At 69.3% G+C, this 12,105-nt stretch carries 12 protein-coding genes; all 12 read right to left on the reverse strand.

The features are described 5' to 3' along the window. Positions 1-18 precede the first annotated feature (18 nt). Entirely contained in the window at positions 19-1,368 is a 1,350-nt protein-coding gene (locus COC42_RS05860; protein ID WP_096343129.1) for a conjugal transfer protein TraH, read from the reverse strand. Between the two features lie 181 nt (positions 1,369-1,549). Further along, positions 1,550-2,371: a conjugal transfer protein TraF gene (locus COC42_RS05865; RefSeq protein ID WP_096342252.1), complete on the reverse strand. Its 822-nt coding sequence runs from the start codon at positions 2,369-2,371 to the stop codon at positions 1,550-1,552. After that, entirely contained in the window at positions 2,368-4,110 is a 1,743-nt protein-coding gene (locus tag COC42_RS05870) for a conjugal transfer protein TraN (protein ID WP_245843878.1), read from the reverse strand. Before COC42_RS05870 ends, COC42_RS05865 begins: the two co-directional genes overlap by 4 nt. After that, positions 4,107-4,859 (reverse strand): type-F conjugative transfer system pilin assembly protein TrbC, encoded by a 753-nt coding sequence (trbC, locus tag COC42_RS05875; protein WP_096342253.1) that lies wholly within the window; start codon positions 4,857-4,859, stop codon positions 4,107-4,109. The genes COC42_RS05870 and trbC overlap by 4 nt, the downstream gene beginning before the upstream one ends. Beyond that, complete coding sequence (gene traU, locus COC42_RS05880) at positions 4,859-5,938, reverse strand: conjugal transfer pilus assembly protein TraU (RefSeq protein WP_096342254.1); 1,080 nt, start codon at positions 5,936-5,938, stop codon at positions 4,859-4,861. Before traU ends, trbC begins: the two co-directional genes overlap by 1 nt. A 5-nt stretch (positions 5,939-5,943) precedes the next feature. Continuing rightward, on the reverse strand, positions 5,944-6,588 hold the full coding sequence (gene traW / locus COC42_RS05885) for a type-F conjugative transfer system protein TraW (RefSeq protein ID WP_245843879.1): 645 nt from the start codon (positions 6,586-6,588) through the stop codon (positions 5,944-5,946). Further along, entirely contained in the window at positions 6,585-7,118 is a 534-nt protein-coding gene (locus COC42_RS05890) for a S26 family signal peptidase (protein WP_096342255.1), read from the reverse strand. The genes traW and COC42_RS05890 overlap by 4 nt, the downstream gene beginning before the upstream one ends. Continuing rightward, positions 7,105-7,503 carry a TrbI F-type domain-containing protein gene (locus tag COC42_RS05895; RefSeq protein ID WP_096342256.1) on the reverse strand — a complete coding sequence of 133 codons (399 nt, stop codon included), beginning with the start codon at positions 7,501-7,503 and terminating at the stop codon, positions 7,105-7,107. The genes COC42_RS05890 and COC42_RS05895 overlap by 14 nt, the downstream gene beginning before the upstream one ends. Further along, positions 7,496-7,855: a hypothetical protein gene (locus tag COC42_RS05900; RefSeq protein ID WP_096342257.1), complete on the reverse strand. Its 360-nt coding sequence runs from the start codon at positions 7,853-7,855 to the stop codon at positions 7,496-7,498. The genes COC42_RS05895 and COC42_RS05900 overlap by 8 nt, the downstream gene beginning before the upstream one ends. Further along, a complete protein-coding gene (gene traC, locus COC42_RS05905; protein WP_096342258.1) occupies positions 7,848-10,421 on the reverse strand; it encodes a type IV secretion system protein TraC in 2,574 nt (857 codons plus the stop codon). The genes COC42_RS05900 and traC overlap by 8 nt, the downstream gene beginning before the upstream one ends. Further along, the gene (locus tag COC42_RS05910) at positions 10,418-11,251 is read right to left on the reverse strand and encodes a TraV family lipoprotein (protein ID WP_096342259.1); all 834 of its coding nucleotides are present in this window, start codon (positions 11,249-11,251) and stop codon (positions 10,418-10,420) included. Before COC42_RS05910 ends, traC begins: the two co-directional genes overlap by 4 nt. Continuing rightward, positions 11,248-12,093: a DsbC family protein gene (locus tag COC42_RS05915; protein WP_096342260.1), complete on the reverse strand. Its 846-nt coding sequence runs from the start codon at positions 12,091-12,093 to the stop codon at positions 11,248-11,250. Before COC42_RS05915 ends, COC42_RS05910 begins: the two co-directional genes overlap by 4 nt. Positions 12,094-12,105: the final 12 nt, after the last annotated feature.

Here is a 12,105-nt window from a genome sequence, read left to right on the forward strand (position 1 = left end):
TCGTCCTGACCCCGAAGCTTAGTTGAGGCCACGCGCGGCGACGCCGCGGGACCAGTCTAGCGACGCCGCCATCCCCGGCGACATGGAATTAGCGAGCACGTTCTCGAGGAACTGCGTCTTCTGGATGATCGCCATGATCGCGGTCACCCGCGCCTGGGTCGTCTGCTGGCGATCGGCGAGCGTGGTCCGCGCAGTGTTGATCTGCGCCGTCCAGGCGGCGAGCTTCGCCTCGTCGGCGGCGATGAAGGTCGCCTTCGACTTGCCGACCTCGCTCACCATCTGGTCGAGGATTGCGTAGAGCAGGTCGATGGATGCGATCTCGGCCAGGGTCGAGCGGTCGTCGGTCGAGAGCCCGCGGGCATAGGCAGCCTGGACCGTCAGGATCTTGTAGAGCGGGATCGAGGAAATCTGGAGCAGCTCCTTCTGCTCGGGGCTGATCGCGGTATCGCTGCGGATCGCCTCGACCATCCCGTCGATCAGTGCAGTGACGCGGGGCCGGAGCGCCTTGGCGGAGGGGACCGACAAGGGCGCGAGCGTCGGATTGAGGCACTGGTCCTCAGTGTCGCAGCGGTAGACCTGGACCTCGCCCGCGCTGGTTCCGTCGAGGAGTGCCGTCACGAGCGTCGACGTCGTGTCGCCGGTCAGCGGCTGGAAGCGGCCCGGATCGCTGTCGGTCGGCGGCACGTAGATGATCGTGCCGACCATCGTCATGACGTACTCGGCAAGGTCGCGATCAAAGCTGCCGCCCGAGTTGAAGAACTTGGACCCGCGGAGGACGTGCCAGGTGTAGTTGCGCGGCACCGCGCTGTTCACCGCATCCCACTCGGACGGATCGGCGCCGTTGATGGTCGAGCTGCGCTCGCCCTTGCTGCCGCAGCCGTGCTTGGCGGCGGCATAGTCCGAGAAGATGCCGTCGGAGTTGCCGATCGCCTCGCAGATGGCCTTGTCGGCGAGGTCGCCCTTCGGCCAGACTGAGCCGACGAGCGCCTGCGCGGCCTCGCAGCTCGAGATGTTGAGGTTGTTCATGAGCTGCGCCTTTTGAGCGAACTCATCCATGACCTTCGAGCATTCGGGGCAGACGGTGTCGATCGCGAGCTTGAAGGCGAAGCCGACCGCGTTGTTCGCGACCGCCTTCAGCATGGCGACGATCTCGCTCGAGTTGATGAACGAGAAGGATCCCGCGAACAGGTCAATCCCGCCGCAGCCGGCACGGGCCGAGGGCAGCTGCAGGTTGGCGAGGTTGGTCGTCTTCTGGGGAAAGCGCGTCCAGACGTTGCCGAGGCTGTAATAGCCCGCCGACTGGCCCTGGAAGGCGCTCGGCCCGGTCACGTTGGCGGCACCGCCTGCGTCCGCCACGAACTTGTCCATAGCGCCGCCGACGTCGGCCGCTGCGGGGGCAGCCGGCAGGACCAGCGGCACCACGGCGCCGGCGAGGCTCAGCGAGCAGGCCAGCGTGCCGGCAATGCGCCCGCAGCGGCCGAGAGCAGCGCCCGTGATGTCGAGCGCGGAACGGGCGAGCGCGCGCAGGCGCTCGCCAACGGACGCTGGGTCAATAGTCACTGCCGGCCTTTCGCTGGGTGAGGAGGAAGATGCGCTCCATCAGCTCGTCGGCAGCGATGATGCCGTAGCCGATGGGGATGGCGGTCTGGGTCGCGCTATCGAACAGGACCACGGCGGGCGTGACCTTGGCGGTAAGGCCCATTCGTGCCCGTTGGTTGGTCTCGACAGTGTAGCGCGGGAAGGTCTCGGACGGGCCGCCATCGGTCGAGATCGCGCGAACGGTCAGGTGGTGGGTATCGGCGACCGCCTTCACAATCGGGGACATGACCCGGCACGCCCCACAGCTCTGCGCGAAGAAGTAAAACAGCCCGTAGCGCTGGCCCAGCCGATCGAGCGCTTGGTCGCGCTCGACCTTGCGGGCATCGGACCATTGCTGCTTCGCGACCGTCCCGACGGGTCGCTCGAGCGTGTAATCGAGCTCGGGCCTCTGCCAGAGCGCGCGCTGCCAGACGTCACCGAACAGCGAAGCACGGTCGAGCTGCGCCCGCTGGAAGCGGATATAGGCGGCGACGTTGTCAGGCGTCGGCTCGAGGATCGCGCGCGCCTTGAGCTCGCGCAGCTCGGCGGTGATCGCGTCGAGCTTTTCCGCCGCGGTCGGTGCCGGCGGCACCGGCGCGGCCGGCGTGTCGGGCTCCTCCACCTTGGGCCGTTCGCAGTAGAACCAGGTCCCGAGATGGCGATCCTGGCAGTAGAAGCGGTCGCCGATCTGGACCGGTCGCGCCGGGTCCGGCGGCGTCTGGGCCGGGGCCGATGCGGCGAGCACGAGGCTGAGCGTCGCCACCACGCGGCGACCGAGGCGAGCGGGGTTCATCGGCCGCCTCCGTTCACCGCATAATAATCGGCGATCTTCTGTTGCAGGGTGGCGACGGTGCCGAGCTCATCGGGGAGCTTGGCGGCATCCTGGAACTCGGCATAGACCTCGGAAAAGTCCATGCGGCTGAGGTCGAGCCGGGCGAACTCGTCGATGGTGAAGCCCTGGCAGCTCTCCTTCTTCGGGCTGCCCCACGGCTTGTTGATCTGGGCCCTGCCCTGCTCCTGCAGGATGCGGCTGAGCTTCGATTCGAAGCAGCAGTAGGCCTTCTTCTTGGTAACGCAGATGCCGAAGACGCTGTCGGAGCAATAGCTGCCGACATAGTGGCAGAGACCCTGGGCGTCGCGCTGGTGAAGCAGGACCTCCTCGCGATCGCAGCCGAGCGTCACCAGCAGCTGCGAATAAGGGATCAGCGGGAAGGCCTTGCCCGCGCAGCAGTTGAGGATGCCGAACACCTTGGAGTGGCAGGTATCGCGCTCGCCCTTGAACAGGGTCAGCTTGGCGGGATCAAACTCCTTGCCGGCTTGGGCAGCGGCGTTGAGCGCCACCGCCGCATCCTTGAACTCGTCATTGGGCTGGCGATCGATCGTCTCGCACTCGCCGTTGACGCAGTAGATGTCGCCATCGCAGACATACTGCTTGGCTGGCGTCGGCCCGCCCGGCACCGTGCAGCTGTAGATCCGCTCGCGGGTTGGGCACGGCGTTTCGTCGGTCAGGCACTCCTCGCGCTCGAACCGACAGTCCTTGTTCGCCTCCAGCGCATCGCAGTTCTGCGCCGGCACGGCCTTGTGGCATTCGTAGGTCCGCTGCCACGCCCAGCACGGCTTGGTCACCGAGACGCCATCGATCACCCGCGTCACGGGATCGCTCGAGGTGCAGGTCTCCGCCGTGCTCGTGCAGCCGCTGTCGCCGGCAAGACTCGCGCAGGCTCCCTCGTCGCGACGCTCGGCCACGCTGCTCTGGGTCTCGGTGCCGCGGAGCGTGGCGCCAGGCACGGGCGCGTCGCAGAGGAGCTCCTCGACCGGCTCACCGGGCTCGGTGCAATATTGGTACGGCGGCTTGCTGTAGCCTTGCAGGCAGCGTCCTTCGTGCGAACCGGTGCGCTGGCACGAGGCCTGCTCGAACAGGCTGCAATCATCGACGCGGTTGAAGCCAGCGTTAAAGTCGCTGCACCAGTAGCGATAGCCGGTCTTCTTGGTCACAGAAACGACCAGCGGGATCGCGCAGCTCGCCGTCCGCTGCTCAAGCGCGACCCCGTCGTTGCAGGTGGCCTCGTAGGTGCCGCTCGCACCGGTCGAGGGCGGCAGCTCGCGGCAGCTGCCCTGGCCGCCGCCGACGCTCATGCCGCTGACATAAGTCGCGGGATCGTCGGAGATGGTGCGTCCGCGCGCGATCGTCGCCTCGATGTCCTCGACTGCCACGCGCGGCCGGCGGTCGAGGGAGGAGCGGACGGTCGCATAGCCCTCGTCGCTCGACGCAGCCGAGGCCGCCTGGGCGGCGATCGCGTCGGGATCGTCGAACAGCGCGGATTGCGAGGGCGTGCCGGCGAAGCCCGGCACGCGATCGGCCGTGGGCGCCGTCTTGGCCGCGTCCTGCGCCTTGCCGAGAACATCGCTGCCGAACGCCTTGCCGTCGGCGCGTGCGGCTTCGGTCTGGCTCTGGCCGAGCGCCCCGCCTGCGCCGAGCCCGGCGGCGAACAGGGCGAGCGCGAGCCCCAGGCTGGTGCGGGCCGGACTCACTGCGCCTCTCCCAGCCGGGCACGATAGACCGCCGCGACCCGGGCACCGGGACCACCGCCGCGGGCGAAGGTGTCGAGCGCGTGCGCCAGCGTGACATTACCGTCCAGGCGATCATGCGGCGGCAGCGTCGTCCGGCAATCGAACCCGTCACACAGGTCGAAGTCGGTGGCGGTCACGACATAAGCCGGCACGGCCTCGACGTCGAAGGCACGGAACAGCCGCGGATCGATACCCACCGCCGCCTTGACCTCCCCGGGCGGCAGCACCTTGGCAAGCGCGGTCGTGAACGTCCTGGCCGAGTTGCCGGGCAAGCCGCGGAACACGACCACGCCGCCTGCGTGTGCGACGTCCGCGATCATCGCCTTGAGCGAAGCGGACGGCATCGACAGGCTGGCGAACGCGACCAGCCGCGGCGCGTCCTCCGGCGCCATCTGCTTGGCCGTGGCGGCGACCATGCCGTCGAAGTCGAAGGTCGCGACCGGATCACCGCTGGTCTTGGTCGAGGCGTAGCGGACGGCAGCAGCGCGGGCCGAGACCGCATTGTCGGCGGCTTCCCGGCGGAGCGCCTCGCCGCGCCGGGCGACGACGTTGGTGAGCGCTTCGGCTTCCTGCGACGACAGCTTGGCCCGCGCACGAACCTTAGCGAGGTCGAGACCGTCGACGGTCTGCGCGCCCGAGGCGGCGGCGAGGCCGAGCAGCAAGCCGGCGAAGGCAGCGGTGCCGGCGATGAGGGGGAGACGGCGCCGCATCACAGCACGCAGCAGTTGCGTTTGCGCCAGACGAGATAGCCCATATCTTCTCCGATGGCGGGATAGACCTGGCCGGCCGACATTAAGGTGGTCGACGCGCCGATCGGCGCGCAGGCGTAGCGCCCGCCGGTCTGGGGATTGGGGTTGGTGGCCTGGAAGCGATATTGCTGCTTCCGCATCACCGGCATGAGGTAGCTGCCGCACAGGCCCTTGCTGCCCATCGTGCCCCAGGCGACGAGCTCGCGGTGGAGCTTGTAGGCGAAGCGGGCGAGCGCGAGCCGCGACGCCTGCACATGGCCGATCGAGGCACCGACGTTGCCGTTCAGCGGATACATCGTGCCCTGACAGCCTGCGCACCAGAACAGGGGATCGGTCGGCAGCTTGGCAGTGGCCGCGACGCAGTCGGCGGCGCAGGCGGCGAGCGCCAGCGGATTGGCGAACAGCACCGCCTCGGGGTTGATGATCGCGGTGAGCTCGGAGTCCTGCCAGAGCGGATCGACCTCCGTGATGTAGAGTATGTCGATCGAACCGGTCTCGAGGCAGAGGAAGTCCGCCACGATGTTCATCCAGTAGATGAGCGGATAGGCGTACCAGTGGACGTGCCAGCCGCTGGTATTCTGCGCCTTGCCGCCGACCGCGCTCGGCCCGGCGATCGTCTTGAAGCCGATGTCGAAGCCGGGGTCGAGCTTGAGGCCGCCGAGGTTCACGAAGCACCACGGCTTCATGCTGACGTCGGCGAGCCGGACCGGCTCCCAGAAGCCCATGGCAATTCCGACCCGCAGGCCGCAGGCGCAGACCGGCAGCGTCGGATTGTCGGTATCGGAACGGCCAGCGAGCGACGGCCAGATGTTGAGCCCGCCCACCGACATCGGGAACAGGCAGCTCCAGCACACGTCGGTGATCGGGTTGACGAAGCGGCCGGTGCACTTGCCGGGCGTGCCCTCCGCCCGCGCTGGTGACGCGAGCGCGAGGCCGACGATGGCGAAGAGCGCGACGACCGCGGCCAGACCGAGGCGCAGGCGGCGACGCGCGGCCGCTTGGCGCTCGCGCGATGCGGCAAACCACTCGCGATTGCTCATCGCGCTCACTTTCGGCCTCCTTTTGTTCCCCGAAGCACCAGCTCACGGACGGCGAGCGTGCGGCCCTGCTGCTCGACCACGGCCGGCACGGCGCGGATGCCGAAATGGCGGGTGAGCGTGCCCTTCTGGTCGAAGTAGAAGCGGCGCTGCTCGGCCTTCATCAAGGCGAATGGCGAGCCCGACACCAGGATCAGCTTGGCGTTGAGCGCCGTCGTGGCGCCCATCGCCCAGGCAACCTGGCCCTCATCGTCGCCGTCGAGGAAGACGAGCCGCTGGCGCAGCGGCACCGTGTCGAGTGGGTTCACGCGGGTGCCTGCGGGCACGACGACGCGGCCGCGCGCGTCGCGCAGATCCGCGTTCACGGTGATCGTCGGATCGAAGGTCCAGCGCCGCTCCTCGGCGGCACGACCGATCCCCGGCACCGGCGCCGGTCGGCGAACCTGAGCAGCGGTCCGCTCCGCGAGCTGGCGGTTGGCGCGGTCGATCTCGCCCGACGCCTGCATCGCGGTCAGCCGCTTGTGGATGACCGAGAGCAGGTCGGCCTCGACCACCGGAAAGAGCGCGCCCTGCTGACCATAGTCGCGGGCGCGCGCCGGCCCTGCCGCGGCAAGACAGCTTGCCAGCAGTACGAGGTGGAGGCGCCGGCTCACAGAATGGCCTCCCCGGTGCCGAGGACCTGGCGGCGGCAGACCCAACCGATCAGGGCATAGCGGCTGTCGAAGCTGTCCTTGTTGGATGTCGCGACGAAGTAGCAGCCGCGAGGGATCGTGCCGGTGGGCCCAAGCTCGAGCGGTTCACCGCGTAGCGTCCGCGGCTTGGCGAGCGCGACCGCGCGACCGTTGACGAGGAACAGCCGCCCACGCCGAGTCACCTCGTCGCCCGCAACGCCATAGACGATTTTGCCGAACGGCTGGTGATCGCGCCCGAAGTGCCGCTCGAGGAGCGGGCTTGCGGGCGGATCGAAGAAGACATGCTCGCCGCGGCCGGGCATCCGGTGGCGGTCGACGAGGAAGGCCCAATTAGGCAGGCTCGTGCTCTGATTGACCAGGAAGACGTGGCCGTCGCTCCAGTCGGCAAGCGCGGCATAGGCGGTGCCGCTTACGCCCAGGAGCGCGAGCGTCGCCCAGCGGCGCGCCCGCGCCGGCGACCAGAAGCGCGGATCGGCGTCAGCGTGCCGCATGGTCGGCCTCCACGACCTTGGTGACGCGGACACGCACGTCGTCGGTCCGGTCCTCGACCGAGCGGCCCAGCGTCGCCTCGGAAACGAGCACGGTCGTGCCGCCCGCCCCCATGTCGGCGACCGCCTTGTTGATCGCGGCGAGATAGGTCGCGGTGCGACGCGCCGACTGCTCGGGTGTGCCGCCGTTGCGCGCCTCGGCCGCAACGAAGTCCTCGACCAGTCGCGACAGGCTCACCGAGACGATGCGGCGATGCTGCAGCTCGACGAGCGCGCGGGTCGCCCAAGCCGTCCAGATCAGGGCCGCGATCAGGACGGTCCCGAGCAGCACGCGGGTGACCGGCCAGCCCGCGATGGTGCGCGAGGTGATGACGGCTGGCTCAGCCATGCCGGCCTCCGCGCGCCAGCTCGCGCCGCAGACGGGTGGCGAGGCCGGGCAGCCGCGCGATCAGGAACAGGCCGACGACGCCGAGGAACAGTACCAACACCTGACGGTCGAAGCGCGCCCGCGCCGCCGGATCGGCGAAGAGGTAGTGCGTCGACAGGTTCTGGAGGTGCGCGAAGAAGCGCAAGGGACGCCCGTCGGCCGCGATAATCACGAAGGCGAACACCGCACCTAAGGCGGCCAGCACCGTGCCGGCGAGCCAAAGGGTGATGCTGAGGGTGACGTGACAGGCGTCGGCAAGGATGCGGCCAGCGCGGGCGAGCCGTGGGCGCAGGTTGGGGAAGCGGTCAGCCATGATGCGGCTCCGGCTGGAGGGGTTCGGTCTCCCCGCGCGACACCGCCTCGATCGCCTCGGCGATCGTCTGCCCGCGGGCGAGGCGCCGCTCGATCGCGGCATAGGTGTCGGGCGACGAGGAGAAGACGGTGGCGGAGAAGGGATCGAGCACGAGCCGGCCGATCGCCTGGCATTCGGGGCCGCGGATGAAGACCTCCGAATATTCGTTGCCCGAGCGCTTGAGCGACCGGATCAGCCCTTCGGTGCGGTCGTCCATGTCGAGCCGCGCAGACTTGCGCAGATCGGCGATCGTCTCCGGCTTCTGCTGGAGCACCAGCATCCAGTCCGAGTTCTCGAGCGCTGCGGTCGCGCCGCCCGATTTGTAGAAGTCATTCAGCGACTGCGTCGCGGTGCAGAGCGCGCCGCCATATTTGCGGGCGGTGCGGGCATATGTCTCGACGAAATCCGACATCGACCCGCCCTTGAGCATCGCCCAGGCCTCATCGATGAGCAGCAGCTTCTTCACCGACCGCGGTGAGCGGGTCATGGCCTGGCCGGTCATGAACATGATCGCCGTCAGCACGACCGAGCGCAGCTCCTCGCGCGTGGCGAGGTCCGACATCTCGAAAACGGTGAAGTCGGCCTCGAGGCGGAGCGTCGCCTCGCCGTTGAAGAAGCCGCCATAGGTGCCACCTGCGCGGAACGGGCCCATGGCGATGGCGAGGTTGGCGGCGTCGGCATTGCCGGTCGCCTCGAGCGCAAGCGCGACCGCCTCGACCGAGCCCGCCCTGCCCTGCTCTTCCCACACCCGATTGACCGCCTGGTCGATCAGTCCGCGCTCGGTGTCGGTCAGCCGGTCGATGAAGCGCGCCATCTGACCGACGATGGCTTTCAGCATCGCCATGCAGTCGAGCCGGTAGTCCTCGTCCTCGATCACCCGCTCGGCATCGATCATCGAGAAGGGATTGAGGCAGAAGCCGCTCGCCAGCGTGAACTCGATGAAGCGGCCGCCCTGGAGACGGCAGCTGTTCATGAAGGAGCGGCCGTCGTCGATGACGACGACCTTGGCGCCCGCCCCACACAGGCTCGCGCACATCTCCTGGAGCAGCACCGACTTGCCCGAGCCCGACTTGCCGAGGATCGCGACATTGTGGTTGCCGGCGCCATTCTCGAAGGGCGACCAGAAGAAGGGCTGTCCGCGTCTCCCCAAGAACAGGAGGTGCGGCACCGCGCCGCCGAGATACTCCCCCTGCACCGGCGCGATGTTGGCAGCCGTGGTCGACAGCATCGTCCGCATGCGCCGGCAGCGCTCGAGATCGGCGGCGAGCCCGTCGGCAAGGGTCAGCGGCATCGCCGCGAGCAGCCCCTGGACCTGGAGGAAGCGCTCGTCGGCCAAGTCCCAGCCGGCCGACTTGTAGAGCGACTTGACCATCCGCTCGTTGCGGTCGCCGTCACCCGCGGGTGAGAAGGTTGTCACGCCGTAGAAGGCGCGGACCAGCCGGCGGCCCTCCTGCAACTGCGCCTGAACCTCGCGCCACTCCGCCGCCTGCTCGCGCAGCTTCGGCACGTAGCGGGCGGACTTGCCCTCCGAGAGGCTGGTGGTGCGCAGGAACTTCATCCCCGCGCGCGTCGACGCCGCCTCCTGGTCGGGATAGACGAGGCAGAGGATTGTGGCGGCCGGGCACGGGTAGCGGAGCTTGTCGGTGAACAGGTCGCCGATCAGCCGCGCCGTCTCCCATGGCGTCCAGCGCACCGGCATGTTGCGGACGCCGAAGTGGCGCACGTCGAAGCGATCGGGGTAGATCTCGCCGATCTCGGGCGCGTCTCCGTCGCTGGCACCGGTCGGCCGGAAGCGCTCGGTCCGGAGCAGCATCCGGCTCTCTTCGACGGTGAGCTCAATGTCGCGGCGGATCGCCTGGTCGGCGATCGGGTCGAGCGGGTTGTAGTCGATCGCATCGTCGCCGCTCGCCGTGGTTGGCGAGGTCAGATCATCGACGAAGGCGATGAGCTCGACCGGGCCGACATCGAGCGCCGGCACGTCGAGCGAGCGCAGCACGCCGACCAGACTCTCGCGGACCGCGATGAGCTCGTCCTTGGTGGTGCCGCTGCTCGAAGGCACGCCGACCGAGACGAGCAGCTGGTGATGGCGCGCATGGAAGGGCGCGCCGCCTGACCCGCTGGTCCAGACGAGGTCGTACAGGCACTGGGTGCGCGCCCGCGCGATCTGCTCGTAGACGCCGCCGCGCGCATAGCGGGGCGCGAACCAGGGCGCGATGTTGCGACTGATCCGTGGGGACGCCCAGTGAACGATCTGGACGCAGGCACCCGCCGGCAGGCCTTCGGACAGGAACTGGCCGAGAAGATCGCCGACCCGCTCGTCGGCCCCGACCAGCGGTGCCACGTTGAGGATGAAGCCGGTCGAGCGTGCGTTGAGGTAGAGCCGGGTCTGCGGCTCGTACACCCGGTACGGCAGGAAGCTCGATAGCATGTCGAGGCCGAGCACCGGGCGGTCGCCCTCGCTCTCCTCGGCATCGCCGAACAGGCCCTTGAGCAGCGTGCCCGTGAGCGTCTTGAACGAGAGGCTCATCGCGGCTGCTCCTGGCCAACGGAGGCGCTGAACGGGCTGCCCTCGGCTTCCGGCGCGACCGGGCCGGAAGCCGCCCCCGGCTTAGCGCCGAGCCGCGACAGGTTCGGCGCTGCGAGCGCGTTGAGCCTCGCTCGGGCCGCCGCCGGATCACCCTGCGGGAGGACGACCTTGCCGGCCGGCAGCGCCGAGGTGGGGGACACCGGGCGCTTCGCCGCAGGCGCAGGCACGGTGGCCGGCGGCTTGGTCCCGATCCGGTGGCCGGCCCGAGCGGCGGCGATCGCCGCGGCGCTGGGCGCCGCGGGATCAGGGATGCGCGCCGTCGAAGCGGTCGCGCTGAACGGTTGAGGGGCTTGAGCGGGAGGAGACTCAAGCCCCTCGATCACCGGTGCCGAAGCACCAGCGACCGCCTCGCGCAGGGAGGAAGGGGCGGGACTGCGCGAGAACTCGGAGATGGATGTGGGCTCAGCGACGGAGGCGAAGGTCCAGGCGGGCTGCTCGACGACGGCGTGAACCGTGGCGGAATCGTGCAGCACGCCGGCTTCGTCGACATGCGCCGGCAGGAGGATGGTCAGCATGCGCTCGCCGGTACGGACGGCGACGCTGCCGCCCTTCCCGCTCGCGCCCTGCCGGCGCGGGCCGACCGTAGGTGCCGACGCGCCCTCCTCGTCGACGCTGCCGATTGCGGCCGCATCGATCTTGGTCATGGGCGCGCAGGTCCCGGCCGGAGCGCGGCAGTTGAAGTCGCCCTTCACCGTGCCGCCGAGCGTGGTGCAGCCGCTCGCGCCAAGCACGGTCGTGAGCAGCAGGGCGATGGTGGCGGCGCGGCTCATGCCCGGCCTCCCGCGACAAAGGCCTTGAGCTGCTCGGCGGTGTGGAAGCCCTGCAGCACCGCCCCATCCGCGCGGATGATGATGGGCGTGCCGCCGAAGCCATGCGCCTTGGCGAACGCCTCATTGGCGTCGAGCCCGGCGGTGTCGCACCTGGCACCGGGCGCGACCGGCCGGCCCTCATAGGCGGCGTGAACCGCGCCCTGCTTGTCGCTGGCACAGAGCACGGCTTCCGCAAGCTTCCGGCTCTCCGCACCGAAGATCGAGATCGGCCGCTCCTCGACCCGCGCACCTATCTTCACGAGCTCGGCCGAGAGCTTGCGGCAATAGCCGCAGTGAAAGTCGCTGAGCACGACCAGCTTGGGACCGTTCGCCGGACCCCAATGGACCGCACCGTCCGCGGGCAGCTGGCCGAGGTCGACCTTCGCGGCAGCAGGCGATGCGGCCGCCGGCTGCTCATCCCCATCGCTGTCGCGCTTGCCCGCGGCACCGGCGGCGAGCAGGTCCGGATTGAGCTCGAGCAGCCGCGCCGCGGTCACGTCGCTGCGCGTCTCCATGTCGTAGAGCCGCCCGATCATCAGGTAACGCGCGGTCCGGTCGACATAGAAGAGCGTGGTGCCGGCGACGACCTCGCAGAGCCCGCCGAAGCGACTGCAGTCGATCGCGCCGATCCGGGTCTTGGGTAGGCGCAGCTTGAGCGCCTCGCGGACCAGCCCCGTGTCGACGTGCACCGAGGCGATCGGGGCGGCCTGGACGCTCTTCGCGACCACGCCCGCGCCCATGCCGAGCGTCAGCGAGGCCGACGCCAGCAAGGTCCAGAAGGGAACGCCCTCCATACGGCGCATCCTGGCCAGCCC

It is taken from the genome of Sphingomonas spermidinifaciens, assembly GCF_002351485.1.
In the GTDB taxonomy this organism is placed as follows: domain Bacteria; phylum Pseudomonadota; class Alphaproteobacteria; order Sphingomonadales; family Sphingomonadaceae; genus Sphingomonas; species Sphingomonas spermidinifaciens.

Coding starts and splice junctions, on each gene's coding strand:
- traU (WP_096342254.1), bottom strand. CDS start 5,938: ATGAGCAATCGCGAGTGGTTTGCCGCATCGCGCGAGCGCCAAGCGGCC.
- COC42_RS05910 (WP_096342259.1), bottom strand. CDS start 11,251: ATGAGCCGCGCCGCCACCATCGCCCTGCTGCTCACGACCGTGCTTGGC.
- COC42_RS05915 (WP_096342260.1), bottom strand. CDS start 12,093: ATGCGCCGTATGGAGGGCGTTCCCTTCTGGACCTTGCTGGCGTCGGCC.
- COC42_RS05890 (WP_096342255.1), bottom strand. CDS start 7,118: ATGCGGCACGCTGACGCCGATCCGCGCTTCTGGTCGCCGGCGCGGGCG.
- COC42_RS05895 (WP_096342256.1), bottom strand. CDS start 7,503: ATGGCTGAGCCAGCCGTCATCACCTCGCGCACCATCGCGGGCTGGCCG.
- COC42_RS05860 (WP_096343129.1), bottom strand. CDS start 1,368: ATGGACAAGTTCGTGGCGGACGCAGGCGGTGCCGCCAACGTGACCGGG.
- COC42_RS05900 (WP_096342257.1), bottom strand. CDS start 7,855: ATGGCTGACCGCTTCCCCAACCTGCGCCCACGGCTCGCCCGCGCTGGC.
- trbC (WP_096342253.1), bottom strand. CDS start 4,859: ATGCGGCGCCGTCTCCCCCTCATCGCCGGCACCGCTGCCTTCGCCGGC.
- COC42_RS05865 (WP_096342252.1), bottom strand. CDS start 2,371: ATGAACCCCGCTCGCCTCGGTCGCCGCGTGGTGGCGACGCTCAGCCTC.
- traC (WP_096342258.1), bottom strand. CDS start 10,421: ATGAGCCTCTCGTTCAAGACGCTCACGGGCACGCTGCTCAAGGGCCTG.